We start from the raw sequence: 17,484 nt of genomic DNA, 5'->3' as shown, positions 1-17,484 counted from the left end.
AAATTAATGGTCCGTTCGTCTAGGGGTTAGGACGCCAGGTTTTCATCCTGGTAACAGGGGTTCGATTCCCCTACGGACTACAAGAAAAGATTAATTAAAGAAGAATATAATGGCAAATCACAAGTCAGCGTTGAAGAGGATACGTAGCAATGAGGCAAAACGCCTTAGAAATCGCTACCAGCATAAAACTACCAGAAACGCAATCAAGAAATTGCGTGAAGCTGATAAGAAAGAAGCTGAGACTTTACTTCCTTCTGTAGTTTCTATGGTTGATAAATTAGCAAAGAAAAACATTATACACGATAATAAAGCTGCTAACCTTAAGTCTAAGCTCACTAAGCACGTAGCAGCGCTTTAAGATTATTACAGTGTTCAATTACTGAATGCTTTCTGTGAGAACGGAAAGCATTTTTTTGTGCCCAAAAATTTCCAGGGAATCTTCCCTGTTTCTCAATTGTTTTAGAAAACAGAAAGACCAGACAGGGTTGTTAACCTTTCTAAAGCTTTCATACCCAATTCCGAATTTCCTTTATGATTAAGAATAGGGCTCCAAACCGCAACAGAATACTGGTCTGGATGAATAGCGACTATTCCACCGCCTACGCCACTTTTCCCGGGTAAACCTACCTCAAAACTAAATTCGCCTGCTTCATCATAGAAACCGCAGGTTTGCATTAAAGCGTTTATACGTTTTACTGAGGTTGGGGTTAAAATTTCTTCTCCGGTATCAAGGATTTTACCTTTATTAGCATAGATCATAAAAGCTTGCGCCAATTCTTTGCAGGACATAGAGAGACTACAGAGGTTGAAATAAAAATCTACAATAGGTTCTACTTCACATTTTATATTTCCCAGCGCTTTCATATAATTTACCAGGGCAATATTGCGATATCCGGTAGACTTTTCAGAATCAGCGATTTTTTTATTAAAATCTATTTCAGGATTTCCGGTAATCTTTCTTACAAAATCAAGCAGCTCCTGTTTGGGATCTTCCAATTGGTCAACCAAGATGTCTGAAATCACCAAGGCTCCAGCGTTTATAAATGGATTACGGGGTACCCCATTTTCATATTCCAGCTGTGTGAGTGAGTTAAAGGGATCTCCTGAAGGTTCTACATCTACGCGCTGCCAGAGGTCTTCGCCCATAAGTATCATCGCCATAGACAGGGAAAAAACTTTTGCTATACTTTGTATGGAGAAGTTCTCGTTACTGTCGCCAAAATGAAAGTGTTGTTTATCTCCGCAATAAACGTGCATCCCGAATTTTCTCGGGTCTACCTTTGCGAGTTCGGGAATGTAGGAGGCAACTTTTCCTTCTACATCACGGTAATTCATCTCGCTCTCAATAATATTTAATATTTTCTGGTAATCCATTAATGTAGATCCTTTAAGAAAGTTCCTGTTTCTACCTCGAAAGGTACTTGTTCTGGCTTGAAAATTCGGGCCTCTGGTTTTCCTTTTAACGTAATTTTATCACCCGAAATTTCCAGCCAGCTTCCTTCGCGTAATCCAATTACAGGCTGGGTATTGAGGGTATGAAATTCTTTTATCCTGGTTTCCCGAGTTTCTCCTTTATGAGTAGAATTCTTATCGGGATCTAGATAATGGGGATTTATATTGAAAGGAACAATTCCGAGTGTTTTAAACGACGGCGGATATATTATAGGCATGTCATTAGTGGTTTGCATGGTGAGCCCGGCTATATTGGTGCCTGCACTTGTGCCCATATAAGGTGTGCCTGAAAGGATAACTTCCTGTAAAATCTTCATGAGCTTTTTTCTGTATAACTGGGTAACCAGTAGAAAGGTATTACCCCCACCGGTAAAGATTCCTTCAGCTTTTTTTACTGCTTGGGTAGGATTTTGATATTCCTGTATCCCTTTCAATTTTAATCCGGCTCTGGAAAATGCTTTGGCTGCCATGTCGGAATAATCCTCAAGAGAAATTCCGCCCGGACGGGCATATGGAATAAATAAAACCTCTGATGCTCCCTCAAAGAATTTTTCTATTTCCGGGATTAGGTATTCAAGGTATTCTTGTGCGTGTAGGGTAGAGGTGCTGGCTAGAAGCGCTTTTTTCATCTTTGTTTTTTTGTAAATTTAGAGGAAAAGACAGGTTTAACAAAAATTTACCTGCTACTTATCTTTCTTATAAGAAGATAAATTGTTCCTTTAAGTTATAGAAATTGTGTCATGATACGCTTTGTAATTACTTTGGTTTTCCTGATTGTTGCTTTTCCACTTCACTCGCAGGAGGTGCATAGAGTGGAGGTAGATGGTAAAATTATTGTTCCTGCAGGGGATAATCCGGAGGGGATGACTGTTTATAATGAGACTTCTCAAAGAGGGACCATCACTAACACCGACGGTGAATTTAGAATATCTGTGGCCATAAATGATAGTATAAGCTTTTCAGCTTTGCAGTTTCAGAAATTTACAGTTGTAGTAGATCAGGGGGTTATAGCTTCAGGCGAACTCAATGTTTTTATTAGTGAGGCTGTGACAGAACTTCCTGAAGTAGTCGTCTTGCCTCATGATCTCTCGGGGAATGTTAACGTGGATGTAGCTCGCATACAGGTTGTAGATCCTGATTTACCCCGGTACAGCGCAGCCGATATTGAAAGGATGAATGTGGTTACTGAACCGGATGCACTAACAGGACCAGGTAAAAATGTAGCCCTGGCCGCAAGTAAAACCCGTCTTATTCACGGACTTAATTTTGTGAATATTTTTAAAGCTCTTGTTGGAGACCAGGATGGAGATGTTAAAATTAAGCAGCGGGAAAAAGATGAATATATCTGTCAATTATATGATGATGAATTTTTTAAGGAAAACCTGGATATCCGGGAAGAAAATATCAATGACTTTATTTTCTACGCTTCAGACAGTGGACTTAATGCCGAAATGATGCAGGAGGGAAATGAACTCCAGCTAATAGAATTTCTTATCGCTAAAAGTAAAGATTACAAAAATCAGGTTGAAAATTAATAAATACTCCCCAGTTATTTTATTCAGCAATAAAACCTCACAGAGATCTTGATGAGGTTAAAAATTATTGTGCTAACAAGCCTGCTGCTAAATTTCACTCTTCAGGCTCAGGAAAGGGGTTTACTACGAGGAAAAATTATCAACGACAGTTTAATTTCGCAGGTTCATATTGTAAATATAACGTCAGAAAATGGTGTGCTTAGTGAATCTTCAGGAGAATTTATCATTCAGGCTAAGCCCGGTGATTCCATTCTTTTTTCTTCTGTTCAGTTCAAAAAAATAACTATTGCGGTCACACCAGGAATGTTGCACGAAATTTTGAAAATTGAGCTGGAAAATGAACTTACCGAGCTGGAGGAGGTACAGCTTCACCAGCTTTCAGGTAATTTGCGACAGGATATTGGAAATATTGAAACCATCAACCATGCAGATTTAGGTATTCCTTATTCAGATAAACAGCCAAATATTGTAGAACGAAAAATTAGTGGAATTAGTAGCCCAATGGACCCTGTAGGCTTGCTATATGGGGCAATTAGTGGTGAAAGAAGAAAACTCAAACAAGCCCTGGAAAATCAAAGAGAGCATAACCGGATCCTAAAAGCCAGGAATTTGCTTTCAGAAGACTTTTATAGAGAACAACTTAAACTGGAAAAAACCAGGATCATGGATTTTCTGTATTATTGCGCTGAGAACCCCCGGTTTTTGAGATTGGTAAATGAAAAGGATATTTTGGAACTTATTGAATTTTACAATAAAACGATTCCGGATTACCGGGAATATATAAGTTTGGATTAAAACTTGATGTTGAAAGCTAAAACCCTTTAATGAAAAAAATTTTTATTCTCTTTGGTCTTTTCTTTATTTTGACCTCTTCCAAGGTTACCGCACATGAGTATTACCTTAGTGTTACTGAAATTAATTATAAAGCCGAAAGTCAATCGCTTCAAATTGTAACCCGGGTCTTTGTGGATGATTTTGAGGAAGTTTTAAGGAAGCGCTTTAATGACGACATTCGGCTTGTGAAAGATAATGAAGAAGGCCCAGTAAGAAAAATGATAGAACGATATCTCGGGCAGAAACTTCAGCTTGAATCAAACGGGAAGATGCATCAATTAAAATACCTGGGAAAAGAATATGATAACGACCAGGTAATTCTTTATATAGAAGTTGGAGAGGTTTTGCCTTTTACAGAGATTAGCATTGCAAATTCAATACTGACAGATCTTTTTGATGATCAGAAAAATGTTATTCATGTAAAAGTAAACGGAGTTACAAAAAGCCTGTTGCTTCAAAGGGATCAGGATAAAAAAATTTTGAGGTTTAAAAATTAAACCATTTACACAACCTATAGTCTTATTTTTAGAAAAATTAAATAATAATTCAGTTTTCATGAAAAAAATTAAATTCTTTCTTTCCGCATTTTTAATGCTCTTTTTTGTTGGTCTCTTTGCTCAGGAAGAGCAACAGCAAACAGAAGAACGCCAGGAAGGGCACACAAACCAAAACAAGTTTAGGCAGCTCTATGATGAGTTTTCAACTCCTAATCAATACCGCACAGGAGCCGGTGCCCCCGGAGAAGCTTATTACCAGAATCAGGCAGATTATAAAATGGACATCGTGCTCGACGATAAGAACACGAAATTAACGGGAAAAGAAACCATTACTTACCATAACAATTCACCTAATAAACTTGAATACCTTTGGGTTCAGTTAGACCAGAATATCAGGGCCAAAAATTCGCCCGCTCAGGAAAAGAATCCAAGTAGAATGAACCCGGTTACTACCCCTGAGAGATTTACCGATCAGTTCTTAAAAGAATCTTTTGATGGTGGTTTCAATATAGAAAAGATTCACAAGAATGGGAAACCACTAAACTATACTATTAATCAGACAATGATGAGAATTGACCTGCCGGAGCCTTTGGCTGCTGGAGAAAGCTATGCCTTTTCTATAGAGTGGTGGTATAAAATCAATAATCACGTAACCGATAGAGCCCGTTCGGGTTACGAGCATTTTCCAGAAGATGGGAATAATGTGTATGTTATTGCTCAATTTTTCCCTAGAATGGCTGTTTATAATGATGTTGAAGGTTGGCAGAATATGCAGTTTTGGGGTAATGGTGAATTTGCACTTCCTTTTGGAGATTACGAGGTGAACATTACCGTCCCAGCCGATCACATTATGGAGGCAACCGGAGAACTTCAGAATCGTAAGCAGGTTTATACTAAAGATATGCTGAAGCGCTACGAAAATGCTAAAAAGTCTTTCGATAAACCTGTAATTATTGTATCCCAGGAAGAAGCGGAAGAAGCCGAGAAAGGTTTTTCAAATAAAACCAAGACCTGGAAGTACAAAGCCAGTATGGTAAGAGATTTCGCATTTTCTACTTCCCGAAAATTTGTTGTAGATATGATGAACACCGATGTTCAGGGGAAAGAAGTGATGGCGATTTCGCTTTATCCTAAAGAAGGGAATCCACTTTGGGAAAAATACTCTACCCGCGCTGTAGCTACCACTCTGGAAAGCTATTCTGATCAAACTTTCCAGTATCCTTATCATAAAGCAGTGTCGGTACACGCCAAGAATCAAGGAATGGAATATCCAATGATTTGCTGGAATTATGGCCGTCCTGATGAGAACGGTGAATATAGCGATAGGGTTAAATACGGGATGATAAGTGTAATAATTCACGAAGTTGGGCATAACTTCTTTCCTATGATCGTAAATAGCGACGAACGCCAATGGGGCTGGATGGATGAAGGTTTAAATACTTTTTCTCAATTCCTCGCAGAGCAGGAATTTGGTAGAAAATATCCGGAAGCTATTGCTCCCCTGGATAAATATCCGTCCAGACGAGGAATTCCGTCAAAAATAGTTCCTTATATGAAAGGCGACCAGCAATTTATAGCTCCTATAATGTCTAATCCCGAGCAGGTAATTCAGTTAGGAAACAATGCTTACGGAAAACCCGCAACGGCTCTTAATATTCTAAGAGAAACTGTAATGGGGAAAGATCTTTTTGATCATGCATATAAGACTTATGCCCATCGTTGGATGTTCAAACATCCAACTCCAGAAGATTTTTTCAGAACGATGGAAGATGCTTCAGGGGTAGACCTGGATTGGTTCTGGAGAGCTTGGTTTTATACTACCGATAATGTGGATATAGGTGTGAAATCTATCAAGAAATACTATATTACCGATAAGACTACAAAAGAAGGCGCTGAATTCCTTGAACGCTATGGTGCAAAACCGGAAGATATAGACGGAATCTATGTGGTAGAGAAAGGAAGCGAAGATTTTGAAGAAACAATGAAAGGGAAAGACCCCTTGGAGAATGCATCTACCCTCAATGAATATGTAATGGATAATTTTTCGGAAGAAGATCGGGCAGGAATGAAAAATCCAAAGTATTTCTATGAGATCACTTTTGAAAAGCCAGGTGGGATTCCAATGCCACTTATCGTTGAGTATACCTATGCCGATGGGACCTCAGAGAAAGTGACCTACCCTGTACAACTTTGGAGGAAAAACGATGCTGAAGTTACTAAAGCAATTGCATCAGAAAAAGAAATTACTTCTGTAGTGGTGGATCCTGATCTGGAAACTGCTGATGTTGATGTAACTAATAACAGCTGGCCTCAGGAAAAGTCACCAGATAAGTTTGAAGAATTTAAAGAAAGCCTTGATAACTAAGCAGAGCTTATTGAAATAAAAATAAAAAGCCGACTTTAACGAGTCGGCTTTTTTTATGGCTAAATTTGTGATTATATTTGTGCGCTATGGTTATATATCCATTATTTATTAGTGGCGCCGAGATCGCCTTTATTATGTTTATTCTCGTGATGGTTTTTGGGGCCGATAAGATCCCGGAGATCGCCCGTGGCCTTGGTAAAGGTATGCGTACTTTAAGAAATGCTTCCAATGATATTAAAAGTGAAATTCAGAAAAGTGCCGAAAAACAAGGTATAGATACTGATGTTTCAAAAGATATTAAAGGAGAGATCGATAAGGTTAAAGAAGATATAGAGGAAATTACGGGTTCGGTGAAACGTAGATTCTAAACCCTGTTGAGATGTGGCAACAGCTTAAGCAATGGGATCGGGAATTATTTGTTTACCTTAATGGATTGGGAATAGAATCCTACGATAACTTTTGGATTTTTGTAACTCAAATAGAACACTGGATCCCCTTTTATATTCTCCTATTCCTTTTGTATTTTATCGCTTTTCACTGGAAAAAAGCTAGTTTTTCTTCTTTGTTTTTATTAAGTGCTTTTCTAACTACCTGGGGGTTCACTAATGCAGTGAAGGTTCTTCTTGTTCGGTTAAGGCCTAATAACAATCCTGAGCTTATGGATTTAATAAGAATTCTGCAGGAACCCACCAACTATAGTTTTTTCTCCGGTCACGCCTCTTCTTCAATGGTTGTCTCGACTTTTATTGTACTAACTTTAAAAGATAAATTCCGCTGGATCTATTTAGTTTATGTTTGGCCGCTTCTGTTTATAATGAGCCGTGTGTATGTTGGTGTTCATTATCCCAGCGATTTGCTGGTTGGCGCATTGGTGGGCCTTGCTTTTGCATTTATCTTTTTCTGGCTTTATAATAGATCGGGCAGAAGATTTATTTAACCCGGCTTAAAGTTAACCCATCCCTTATTGGTAAAATTACCGTTTCCAGGCGCTCATCATTTGCTAAAAGCTCGTTATACTTCAGTAACATCTTTGTAGATTCGTCTTCTTCATTTAAAGTTTCAATTACCTTTCCGCTCCATAGAACATTGTCTGAAAGTATAACTCCTCCCTTATTCATTTTTCCAATAATCATTTCATAATAGGCAGGGTAGTTCGGTTTGTCAGCATCGATAAATACCAGATCAAATTTCTCTCCAATTGTTGGAATTATTTCCAGTGCATCTCCCAAATATTGTTTTATCTGTTCCTTATAAACTGATGCTTCAAAATATTTTTTCTGAAAATCGACCAACTCTTCATTAATGTCTATTGTATGTAACAAACCATCTTCTACCAAGCCTTCGGCCAGGCAAAGAGCCGAATATCCTGTGTAGGTTCCAATTTCCAGAATAGATTTTGGGCTTTTCATTTTTGATAACAGGCTTAAAACCCGGCCCTGATAATGCCCGCTAAGCATTCTTGGCTGTAAAACCTTCTGATTGGTTTCTCTGTTGAGTTTTGCCAGTAATTCCGGCTCTTTTGCTGAATGTTCTACTATGTAATCATCTATAGCTTCAGGAAGAAAATGCATAATTTTGAACTAAAGGTTTATGCTTACAAAGATAACCGGATTCTAACGAAAATAAGTCAGTGGCAAAAGGCTAATATTATGAAACTTCAGCTTAAATTGTATTTTTACTAAAATTAATCAAACCACCAATATGCGATTTAAAAATACCCTGGAGGTCGCCAGGGAACTTGATAAACAGGATGAGTTAGCTAAATACAGGGATCAGTTTATTTTCCCGAAGCATAAAGGAAAAGAGGTAGTTTATTTTACCGGCAATTCTCTTGGGCTCCAGCCACGCTCTGCTGCGAAGTATGTGGAGGAAATTATGACCGATTGGGCGAATCTTGCCGTGGAAGGACATTTTAATGCTGAAAAACCCTGGTGGGAGTATCATGAACGCTTTTCAGAAAAACTGGCGAAAGTTGTAGGGGCAAAACCTGCCGAAGTTTCTGTAATGAATACCTTAACAGTAAACCTTCACCTGCTTATGGTCTCTTTTTATAGACCTTTAGGAAAAAGGTATAAAATTATTTGTGAAGAAAAAGCCTTTCCCAGCGACCAGTATATGATTTCCAGCCAGGTACGTTTTCACGGCTATGATCCTGATGATGCTATAGTTGAGTTAAAAAGACGGGAAGGAGAACATAATTTTCGAACAGAAGATATCCTGAACAAGATCGCTGAAGTAGGCGAGGAGTGTGCTCTGGTCTTGATTGGTGGCGTAAATTATTATACCGGCCAGGTGTTGGATATGGAGAATATTACAAAAGCGGGTCACCAGATAGGGGCAATTGTTGGATGGGACCTGGCACACGCCGCCGGAAATATAAAATTGAAGCTAAGCGACTGGGAGGTGGATTTTGCCGCATGGTGTAGCTATAAATATATGAATAGTGGCCCGGGGAATGTTTCGGGCTATTTTGTTAATGAAAAGTACCACGGAAAAAAGGATATTCCGCGCTTTGAAGGTTGGTGGGGGCATAATAAGGAACGCCGCTTTTTAATGGAGCCTGAGTTTCAACCAGAAAGCGGTGCAAACGCATGGCAAATTAGCAATGCCCCGGTTTTAGCGCTAGCCCCTTATTTAGCTTCGCTTGAAATGTTTGATGAGGTTGGTATGCCCGCACTTATAGAAAAGCGAAATAAGATTGTGGCTTATCTGGAATTTATTCTTCAAGAGATTGATAAGGAGGTAGAAAGTACTTTTGAAATTATCACGCCTTTTAATCAGGAAGAGCGCGGCACGCAGCTTTCGGTTTTTCTCCACGGGGAAGGAAGGGAGCTATTTACTTACCTGATGGAAAATGGGGTGATTACCGATTGGCGGGAACCAAATGTAATAAGGCTCGCTCCGGCACCATTCTATTGTTCATACGAAGATATGTATAGGTTTGGGCAGGTGCTTAAACAAGGAATCCAAACGAAAAAATCAAACTCCAGCTTATAAAATAAAAGAAATGAAACGAGTTACTCTTTTTGTCCTGCTGCTTTGCGGAGTTTTATCTGCTCAGGATTCCATTGTAGATCACCAACTCCAAGAAAAGCTTGAAGAATACACAAAAGACTTCAAGGGCATCGCCGGGGTTTATGTTTATAACCTGAAAACGGGAAAAGAGGCTGGGGTAAATTCCGATACTATATTTCCAACGGCCAGCATTGTGAAAATTCCAATTCTTATAGGATTATTTGATAAGATCGAAAAAGGGGAGTTAACTCTAAATGACACTCTTTTATACCGGGATTCCCGGCAATATGGTGGCTCAGGCTTAATGCAATTTTACAAGGATTCAACGATAACCGATCTGCGCACCCTTGCCGCATTGATGATTACCTATAGCGATAATGTGACTTCCATTTGGAGCCAGGAGCTTGCCGGAGGGGGAGAAACCATTAATCCTTTAATGGAAGAAATAGGAATGAAGCATACCCGGGTAAATTCAAGAACCAAAGGGCGGGAAAAGATTTGGGAAAAATACGGTTGGGGACAAACCACAGCCCGGGAAATGGCAACCTTGCTCGTTAAGATTAGAAACAGAGAGTTGGTTAGCCATGCGGCCAGCGATGAAATGTACCGGATGTTAAGCAATTCATTTTATACCGATTATGCGCTATCGCAAATTCCGCCGTATGTCCAGACGGCAGCCAAGCAAGGAATGGTCAATAAATCCCGCTCTGAAGCTGTGCTCGTCAATGCGCCTTCTGGCGATTATGTGTTTTACATCGCTACAAAAAATAACGAAGACACTTCCTGGGAATACGAAAATGAAGCCTGGGAACTGCAACGAAACATTTCAGCAATGCTTTGGGACTATTTTGAACCGGAAAGCAACTGGGAACCTGCAGAAAATGCCAGGGAATTGGTTAGAGGCCTACGTTATTAATTTACCTCAATTCCACTAAAGAACAACTCAAAGCTCCCATCGGGCGATTTATGTGATTTTGCAATCTTCAATCCCTTGAAATCCTCATAATTTTCCCAGGTAGTAGGAGATTCTCTGGTGCCATCGGCCGATTTGTAGATCCATTCTTTTAGAAGGAGGTCGTCTTCGAAAAAGATTTCATAGCTGTCTCCAGGGGTGTATCCACCTTCTGAAGGATAAGAAACCGTGATATTTCTCATTTCCTTTTTGCTTATTGGAGCTTCAGCTTTCTTTTCTTCTGAGATTTCAGCATCGCTCCATACCAGTTGAAAGGGGAATAAAAGCCAATAGGAATCATTGATGAATTTTTGATCGAGTTCTTTTTCGTCATCGGCTATGCTACTGTCCTTAATGTAGGTGCGGCTAATATCACCTTCAGTTAGTCTTATTTCGTCACTATTGGTTTTCCAGTGCCAGCTTCGGCTTGTCCTAACTGAGTCTCCTACGCGAACATTGAAGGTGAATTTTATTTCTTCGACATCTTCAAAATTATCAAAACCATGGGCCCACGCAATTTTCTGAGCTAAGGTTTCTACCTGTTTTTCTTCCGAAGAGGTAGCTTCTTTATTCTCGTTTTTACAGCCAATAATAAAAAGAATAGATAATAACAGTATAGCTTTTTTCATAAGGTTGGTGTTTGAATATAAATATAACAGAAAATAAAATACCCTCTGGAAATTTTCCAAAGGGTATTTATAATTTTGCTTTATTCTTAGAGTTATAGTCGGCGGCCTGTTAGCAGCTTATATAAAATCAGGATAACGGCAATAACGATAAGGATGTGAATAATGCTTCCTAAATCAGGAAAGGCAAAATACCCTATCAGCCATCCAATAACTAATAGAACTACGATTAGCCAAATTAAATCTCTCATAATAGTGGTTTTTAGGCAACTTAGTTGCGTTGGTTAATTGATTGTATTTAAAGATAATAATTTTAAATTTATTTTTTCGAATCTATTTGATTGTAAGGTTTTTATGGTCTTCTTCCGGTTGCAAGTCGGTATAGAATTCCAATTACTGCCAGGATAAGCAGAATGTGGATTAGATTACCTACGGCTTCTCCAAATCCAATATACCCTATAAGCCACGCAATAATTAATATTACGACGATAAGCCAAATAAGATCTCTCATTTTATTCCAGGTTAAGGTTTATTCAAACTAAATTACGATATCAAACCTATTGATTGGTTTGATTTAACAAGTGTTTAATATGCTTGTTAAAATATTAGTGAAAAATTATCCTTGTGATTCTATCTTGTTTATTTTCATTTCATAATCTTCCATGGCTTCCCGAATCGCATCTACATTATCTGAGGCTTTTTGGTGAGCCTCTTCCATAACTTTCTCCAAATCTTTGTCGGGATGTTGAAAAAGATCGGTTATAACATGGTTAATCTTATCAATGATACTCTCCTGAGTATTTTTGATATCTTCGAGTTTGTTAAGAACAGATCGCATCTGCTCCAGTTTTTGTTCATCCATAACTGTCTTTAGTTTGGTTATTAAATTAAATTTAGAGATTTCACTTTGCACCTTTGTGGCTCTTAACCCTGCTTTAGGTTTTTTTATAAAAATATTAGCACATTTGAGGGTATTTGGATTAAAACCGGCTTCAGGTTTAGGGAATTAAGTATTTTCGTAGACGAATCCGGTGATTTTAGATCACTTTTCATCAGTATTTATGAAGTCTTCCAAAAATATAGCCGTAGTAGGCTCAGGCCTTGTTGGTTCTTTATTGGCACTTTACCTTCAAAAGGAAGGTCATAACGTAGTAGTGTTTGATCGGCGTCCCGATATTAGAAAAGTTGAGTTTTCTGGGAGATCCATTAATCTGGCTATGTCTAATCGTGGCTGGAAAGCATTACGGAAAATTGGGATAGAGACCGAGATTAAAAAGATCGCCCTTCCCTTAGACAAGAGAGCTTTGCACGTCTTCTCCCAACCGCTTTATTTCCAGCCCTACGGAAAAAAAGGCGAAGCTATTTATTCGATCTCCCGGGGAGTTCTTAATCGAAAAATGATAGACCTGGCTGAAGCGGAAGGTGTAAAGTTCAGATTTGAAGAAAAAGTATGGGATATTGACCTGGTCAAGGCGCGACTTTATACCGGGGAGTCTGAAAAGAGTAATTGGAAAGAATATCAATATGACCTTATTTTTGGTGCCGATGGTGCTTTCTCCCGGGTAAGACATAAAATGCAACGTAGCAATCGCTTCAATTATTCTCAACATTTTGTAGATGTTGGTTATAAAGAGCTCACAATTCCTCCAAATCCGGATGGGAGCCATAAACTTGACAATGCTTCATTCCATATATGGCCCCGTGGGGAATTTATGCTTATCGCTATGCCTAACCTCGATGGCAGCTTTACCTGTACCCTGTTTTTACCATTTGAAGGAGAGGTCTCTTTTGAAACTCTAACTACTGAGGCTAAGGTAGACGCTTTCTTTGAAACACATTTTCCCGATATTAAAGAAGAAATTTCAAATCTTAAAAGAGACTTCTTTAAAAACCCCACCAGCTCCATGGTGACCATTAAGTGTTTTCCCTGGACCTATGGGGATAAGGTTGCCCTGGTCGGAGATTCGGCACACGCGATAGTACCCTTTTACGGGCAGGGAATGAATGCCGGTTTTGAAGATATTTCGGTGCTTTTTGAAAAAATAAAACAATACGGAGAGGATTGGGAACAAATCTTTCTGGAATACCAACAGGAACGAAAACCCAATGCCGACGCCATCGCAGAACTCAGCTATCAGAATTTTCTCGAGATGAGCAGTAAAACGGCAGACCCCGAATTTATCCTGCGGAAAAAGATTGAAAAACGTTTCGGTGAGAAGTATCCGGAGCTTTGGCTTCCCATGTATTCCCGGGTTACTTTTTCTGATAAACCTTATACTGAAGCTTTGGAGATTGGGGATCGGCAACGTGCTGTTATGGATGAGGTAATGAAAATACCAGGTATAGAGGAAAAATGGAATTCTCAGCAGGTGGAAGATAAGATGTTGGAAATCATTAAGAATAATGAAAATAGCTAAGCTTCTTCCTCTTCCTTTAATTCCGGAGGTAATTTCAGGCTTTCATAAACTCCATGAAGTGTTTCCTTATCTTCGGTCAACACGATCAATATATCATTAGCTTCAATGATGGTATTGCCATTAGGGGTAATAAACTTATCTCCTCTGGAGATCATGGCGATTATAGCCTTCCGGGGGAATTTTAAATCAACTATTCTTTTTCCTATAGAATGGTTGTTCTCCGGGATGTTAATCTCATTTAGTAATGATTTTGCGCCATCGGCCATAAATGCATCTACCGGAGACTTTGGTTTCACCCTCATGGGCAATGCAACGTGCAGCCATTTTGCAATAAGGGACAAGGTGGTTCCCTGTAATAAAACAGAGGTAAGAGATACAAAAAATACAATATTAAAGATCATACTGGCCTTTTCTATTTCGGCGATAAGAGGATAAGTGGCAAAAACAATAGGGACAGCACCTCTAAGTCCTACCCAGGAAATATATAATCGCCTGCGCATCTTCATCTTAAAAAAAGAAAGACTAAGCATAACGCCGAGCGGACGCGCGATGAAGATTAAAAAGCCCGAAATAAGGATGCCTACTCCAACTATTGGTAATACCTGAGATGGATATACCAAAAGTCCTAAAGTGAGGAATAGCACAATTTGCATTAGCCAGGCTAAACCGTCAAACATTCTCATAATGGTTTTTTTATGAATAATGCTGTGGTTTCCAAGGTAAACCGCACTCAGGTAAACGGCAAGGAAGCCGTTGCCTCCCAGGAAATCTGTTGCTGAGAATACGATAAACATCAAAGCAATGGCGAGAACAGGATAAAGGCCTTCAAAATCAAGTCTGATTTTATTAATTATAATTTTGCTGAGTTTTCCCATGAGAAAGCCCATAGCAGTACCTATAAGAATTTGCTGAAGAAAAAAAGGAATGATACTCCATAAACTCTTATCGGGACTTAATACTAAACTTAAAAAGGCAATAGTAAGGAAATAGGCCATGGGATCATTACTACCACTTTCGAGCTCGAGAGTTGGCCGGAGTTTAGATTTTAAAGCCAGATTTTTAGATCTTAAAATAGAGAAAACGGCAGCAGCATCTGTAGAGGAAACAATTGCTCCCAGCAGCAGTGCTTCATAAATAGTAAAATCGGTGATAGACCATACAAAAGTTCCAAGGCCCAGAGCAGTGAAAAGTACTCCGAGTGTAGATAGAGAAATTCCTTGCCAGAGGACGGGCTGTATACTTTTCCAGCTGGTATCGAGACCCCCCGAGAACAGGATGAAATTCAGGGAAACAATTCCAATAAATTGTGCCAGTCCGGGATCATTAAAATGAATATTTCCAATTCCCTCTGAACCTGCCAGCATCCCTACTGCCAGGAAAAGCACCAAAGTTGGCACTCCAAACTTATAAGAAGTTTTTCCTGCCAGAATACTAATGAAGAGCAACAAAGACCCAATCAGGAGTACGTTTTCAATGGTAATATTCATTTATACTTAAATTTGAGGCTAAAATTACATTTTTTGGAGGCAGAAATAAATCTAATTCAATAAAAATGGCAGCTAACCAGCTGCCATTTTTATAATTTATTTTAAAAAGTTCAGTGACTCTTTTCTTTGAGAATTTCTGGAAATTTTTCTTTAAATCTATTTAGCCTGGGGATAGATACTTTTTGGATATAAGGATTATTGGGATTATTCTTTTCGTAATTTTGGTGGTAATCTTCTGCTACCCAAAATTTCTGAAATGGAAGAATTTCAGCGGCTATAGGTTTATTGTAGTTTTCGGCAACTTTTTCTTTCACTTCCTCGATAACCTGTTTTTGTTTTTCATTCTGGAAAAAGATAATCGAGCGGTATTGGGAGCCATGATCCGGTCCCTGCCCATTGACCTGGGTGGGATTCTGGGAGCCAAAATACACTTCCACAAGGGTTCTGAAGCTTACCACTTCCGGATCGTAAATCACTTCTACGGCTTCTGCGTGTCCAGTTCTTCCGGTGTTGCTGGACTCGTAGGTAGGATTTTTAGTATGCCCGCCTGAATAGCCCGAAACAGCTTCTTTTACCCCTTCTATACTCTCGTAGATGGCTTCAACACACCAAAAACATCCACTTGCGAAGTAGGCCTTTTCCAATCCGTTTTCTGCTCTTACTTCTACGGGGTCTGCATTGGCTATTTCTGGTTTGGTCACTGTTTTTTCCTGCGCATTGTTTCCACAGGAAAAGATAACTATGGTTAAAAAGCTAAAAATATATCGTTTCATTATCTATTGTTTTTTGTATGAACCTTCTAAAGTTTTTTTTCCGTAAATGGCATAATCTATCGCCAATTCTCCGTCAACCGAAAATCCTTTCCAGTCCAGTTCCATTCCGTTCTCGGTAGGCATAATTTCCGCGATAGGTGTATTGGTGTCAAAATCTTCCCAGGGAAGCTCCTCGTTGGTGTTTTTTGCAGAAGGACCTGAAAAATAAACCATAATTGTGTTTCCGCTTTGAGAAAATCTGGCATTAATATAGATCTCATCCTGTTTAATACAGAGTTCAGACTGCCCTGAAGTGACAACGTCTATACAAAAACAGCTGCAATCTGCTTCATTTTTGTTAACCTTTACATATCGGGTATTGCTAACTTGAGCCGTTGATGTGTTCTCTGAGTTGCCGTTGGCCGGTTTATTCGGCTTTTCAAAGCTGTCTTTTTTATCTACAATTTTTTCTCCTGATGTTTCACGGCCGGGAATTGCCCTATCTGTTTCCGGGGTTTCATTAGAATTGCTTTCTTGTTCTGTTAGCCGGATGTCTTCAATTTCATTTTTTTTCTCCTGATTTTTACAGGAAACCAGCAGGAAAAACAAACTGGATATTAATAGAATTTTTTTCATTAAGTAATTTTTTAAACATCTAAAGTTAGAATTAATCTAATGTATAAGTGTGAAATACTTGTTAATCAATGCTTAAACGACCGCTAATAAAAAAGCCCCAAACCTGTAGATTTGGGGCTTTTCAGAATAATTTTGAATGAATTTCTAACTTACTTTGGTAAAAAGATTATTCATTTTTTCCTGTTCTTCTTTGGCAAGATCTTCATCTACCAGAATACGACCACTATGCTCATCTGTTATGATCTTTTTGCGACCAGCGATCTCCATAATCACCTGTGGCGGAATAGTGAAGTAAGAACCTCCTGATGCACCACGCTCTACGGGAACGATGGCCAATCCATTCTTTACCTTAGTTCTAATTCTTTTATAGGCTTTTACCAATCGCTCTTCAATATTTTTCTCGAATTCTTCAGATTTTTTGATTAGGGCTTTCTCCTCTTTTTCAGTTTCTGCAAGAATTTCATCTAATTCACTTTTCTTGTGCTCAAGATGTTTTACCCGCTCGTCTAAACGCTCTTTTGTTTGCCCGATTACTTCTTTCTTCTGCTCAATTTGAACTTTGTATTCTGCGATATGTTTTTCTGCCAGTTCTATTTCCAGTTCCTGGAATTCAACCTCTTTTGAAAGTGCATTGAACTCGCGGTTGTTACGCACATTCTTTTGCTGTTCAGAATATTTTTTAATGGTGGCTTTTGACTCGTCTATCTGGTTTTTCTTGCTTTTTATATCATTTTCAATAACCTCAATATCGGCATCCAGTTTTTCTAAACGAGTGTTTAATCCAGCTACTTCATCTTCCAAATCTTCAACTTCTAAGGGAAGCTCGCCACGTACGTTCCTGATTTCATCAATTCTTGAGTCCACCAGCTGAAGATCGTACAATGCTCTTAACTTCTCTTCTACAGTAACTTCGTTT

The 17,484-nt window shown here is 38.9% G+C and carries 21 protein-coding genes and 1 tRNA gene; 11 read left to right on the top strand and 11 right to left on the bottom strand.

Annotated features, from left to right (window positions below):
• Positions 1 to 8: 8 nt before the first annotated feature.
• Positions 9 to 80, top strand: a tRNA-Glu gene (locus VIM94_RS11450).
• A gap of 29 nt (positions 81 to 109) precedes the next feature.
• Positions 110 to 358, top strand: coding sequence for a 30S ribosomal protein S20 (rpsT, locus tag VIM94_RS11445; protein WP_081208987.1), 249 nt, complete (start codon positions 110 to 112; stop codon positions 356 to 358).
• Between the two features lie 101 nt (positions 359 to 459).
• On the opposite strand, the gene VIM94_RS11440 is transcribed toward rpsT, so the two are convergent.
• Together VIM94_RS11440 and pepE are read right to left on the bottom strand one after the other, a co-directional pair.
• Positions 460 to 1,374 carry a glutaminase gene (locus VIM94_RS11440; RefSeq protein ID WP_332039432.1) on the bottom strand — a complete coding sequence of 305 codons (915 nt, stop codon included), beginning with the start codon at positions 1,372 to 1,374 and terminating at the stop codon, positions 460 to 462.
• Positions 1,374 to 2,081, bottom strand: coding sequence for a dipeptidase PepE (pepE, locus tag VIM94_RS11435; RefSeq protein WP_332039431.1), 708 nt, complete (start codon positions 2,079 to 2,081; stop codon positions 1,374 to 1,376). The genes VIM94_RS11440 and pepE overlap by 1 nt, the downstream gene beginning before the upstream one ends.
• Positions 2,082 to 2,192: 111 nt before the next feature.
• Here pepE and VIM94_RS11430 point away from each other — a divergent pair, with 111 nt between their 5' ends.
• The 6 genes from VIM94_RS11430 to VIM94_RS11405 all read left to right on the top strand — a co-directional run bounded on the left by VIM94_RS11430 (position 2,193) and on the right by VIM94_RS11405 (position 7,620).
• Positions 2,193 to 2,987 carry a hypothetical protein gene (locus VIM94_RS11430; protein ID WP_332039430.1) on the top strand — a complete coding sequence of 265 codons (795 nt, stop codon included), beginning with the start codon at positions 2,193 to 2,195 and terminating at the stop codon, positions 2,985 to 2,987.
• A gap of 51 nt (positions 2,988 to 3,038) precedes the next feature.
• Positions 3,039 to 3,782 (top strand): hypothetical protein, encoded by a 744-nt coding sequence (locus tag VIM94_RS11425; RefSeq protein ID WP_332039429.1) that lies wholly within the window; start codon positions 3,039 to 3,041, stop codon positions 3,780 to 3,782.
• A 29-nt stretch (positions 3,783 to 3,811) separates the two neighbouring features.
• The gene (locus tag VIM94_RS11420; protein WP_332039428.1) at positions 3,812 to 4,318 is read left to right on the top strand and encodes a DUF6702 family protein; all 507 of its coding nucleotides are present in this window, start codon (positions 3,812 to 3,814) and stop codon (positions 4,316 to 4,318) included.
• A gap of 58 nt (positions 4,319 to 4,376) precedes the next feature.
• On the top strand, positions 4,377 to 6,683 hold the full coding sequence (locus VIM94_RS11415) for a M1 family metallopeptidase (protein WP_332039427.1): 2,307 nt from the start codon (positions 4,377 to 4,379) through the stop codon (positions 6,681 to 6,683).
• Positions 6,684 to 6,769: 86 nt separating this feature from the next.
• The gene (locus VIM94_RS11410) at positions 6,770 to 7,051 is read left to right on the top strand and encodes a Sec-independent protein translocase subunit TatA/TatB (protein WP_332039426.1); all 282 of its coding nucleotides are present in this window, start codon (positions 6,770 to 6,772) and stop codon (positions 7,049 to 7,051) included.
• Between the two features lie 11 nt (positions 7,052 to 7,062).
• The gene (locus tag VIM94_RS11405; RefSeq protein ID WP_332039425.1) at positions 7,063 to 7,620 is read left to right on the top strand and encodes a phosphatase PAP2 family protein; all 558 of its coding nucleotides are present in this window, start codon (positions 7,063 to 7,065) and stop codon (positions 7,618 to 7,620) included.
• On the opposite strand, the gene VIM94_RS11400 is transcribed toward VIM94_RS11405, so the two are convergent.
• A complete protein-coding gene (locus tag VIM94_RS11400) occupies positions 7,613 to 8,254 on the bottom strand; it encodes an O-methyltransferase (protein ID WP_332039424.1) in 642 nt (213 codons plus the stop codon). The genes VIM94_RS11405 and VIM94_RS11400 overlap by 8 nt on opposite strands.
• A 130-nt stretch (positions 8,255 to 8,384) precedes the next feature.
• On the opposite strand from VIM94_RS11400, the gene kynU reads away from it, so the two are divergent.
• Together kynU and VIM94_RS11390 are read left to right on the top strand one after the other, a co-directional pair.
• A complete protein-coding gene (kynU, locus tag VIM94_RS11395; protein WP_332039423.1) occupies positions 8,385 to 9,680 on the top strand; it encodes a kynureninase in 1,296 nt (431 codons plus the stop codon).
• Positions 9,681 to 9,690: 10 nt separating this feature from the next.
• Complete coding sequence (locus VIM94_RS11390; protein WP_332039422.1) at positions 9,691 to 10,614, top strand: serine hydrolase; 924 nt, start codon at positions 9,691 to 9,693, stop codon at positions 10,612 to 10,614.
• On the opposite strand, the gene VIM94_RS11385 is transcribed toward VIM94_RS11390, so the two are convergent.
• The 4 genes from VIM94_RS11385 to VIM94_RS11370 all read right to left on the bottom strand — a co-directional run bounded on the left by VIM94_RS11385 (position 10,611) and on the right by VIM94_RS11370 (position 12,138).
• The gene (locus VIM94_RS11385; RefSeq protein WP_332039421.1) at positions 10,611 to 11,279 is read right to left on the bottom strand and encodes a hypothetical protein; all 669 of its coding nucleotides are present in this window, start codon (positions 11,277 to 11,279) and stop codon (positions 10,611 to 10,613) included. The two genes, VIM94_RS11390 and VIM94_RS11385, sit on opposite strands and share 4 nt — an antisense overlap.
• A gap of 92 nt (positions 11,280 to 11,371) precedes the next feature.
• The gene (locus VIM94_RS11380; RefSeq protein WP_106197114.1) at positions 11,372 to 11,527 is read right to left on the bottom strand and encodes a lmo0937 family membrane protein; all 156 of its coding nucleotides are present in this window, start codon (positions 11,525 to 11,527) and stop codon (positions 11,372 to 11,374) included.
• A 101-nt stretch (positions 11,528 to 11,628) separates the two neighbouring features.
• Positions 11,629 to 11,787: a lmo0937 family membrane protein gene (locus VIM94_RS11375; RefSeq protein ID WP_332039420.1), complete on the bottom strand. Its 159-nt coding sequence runs from the start codon at positions 11,785 to 11,787 to the stop codon at positions 11,629 to 11,631.
• Positions 11,788 to 11,892: 105 nt separating this feature from the next.
• A complete protein-coding gene (locus tag VIM94_RS11370) occupies positions 11,893 to 12,138 on the bottom strand; it encodes a hypothetical protein (protein ID WP_332039419.1) in 246 nt (81 codons plus the stop codon).
• Between the two features lie 199 nt (positions 12,139 to 12,337).
• On the opposite strand from VIM94_RS11370, the gene VIM94_RS11365 reads away from it, so the two are divergent.
• Positions 12,338 to 13,693 carry an NAD(P)/FAD-dependent oxidoreductase gene (locus VIM94_RS11365; protein ID WP_332039418.1) on the top strand — a complete coding sequence of 452 codons (1,356 nt, stop codon included), beginning with the start codon at positions 12,338 to 12,340 and terminating at the stop codon, positions 13,691 to 13,693.
• Here VIM94_RS11365 and VIM94_RS11360 read toward each other — a convergent pair.
• The 4 genes from VIM94_RS11360 to VIM94_RS11345 all read right to left on the bottom strand — a co-directional run.
• On the bottom strand, positions 13,690 to 15,180 hold the full coding sequence (locus VIM94_RS11360; protein WP_332039417.1) for a potassium/proton antiporter: 1,491 nt from the start codon (positions 15,178 to 15,180) through the stop codon (positions 13,690 to 13,692). The genes VIM94_RS11365 and VIM94_RS11360 overlap by 4 nt on opposite strands.
• Positions 15,181 to 15,290: 110 nt before the next feature.
• Complete coding sequence (msrA, locus tag VIM94_RS11355; RefSeq protein ID WP_332039416.1) at positions 15,291 to 15,953, bottom strand: peptide-methionine (S)-S-oxide reductase MsrA; 663 nt, start codon at positions 15,951 to 15,953, stop codon at positions 15,291 to 15,293.
• Between the two features lie 3 nt (positions 15,954 to 15,956).
• Positions 15,957 to 16,568 (bottom strand): hypothetical protein, encoded by a 612-nt coding sequence (locus VIM94_RS11350; protein ID WP_332039415.1) that lies wholly within the window; start codon positions 16,566 to 16,568, stop codon positions 15,957 to 15,959.
• Between the two features lie 144 nt (positions 16,569 to 16,712).
• On the bottom strand, positions 16,713 to 17,484 hold a 772-nt coding region (locus VIM94_RS11345; protein ID WP_332039414.1), incomplete at its 5' end, for a zinc ribbon domain-containing protein.

The organism is Salegentibacter sp., assembly GCF_036568425.1.
Taxonomy (GTDB): Bacteria; Bacteroidota; Bacteroidia; order Flavobacteriales; family Flavobacteriaceae; genus Salegentibacter.
Note: the sequence above shows the minus strand (reverse complement) of the source record. Positions and strands in the feature narration are given on the sequence as shown.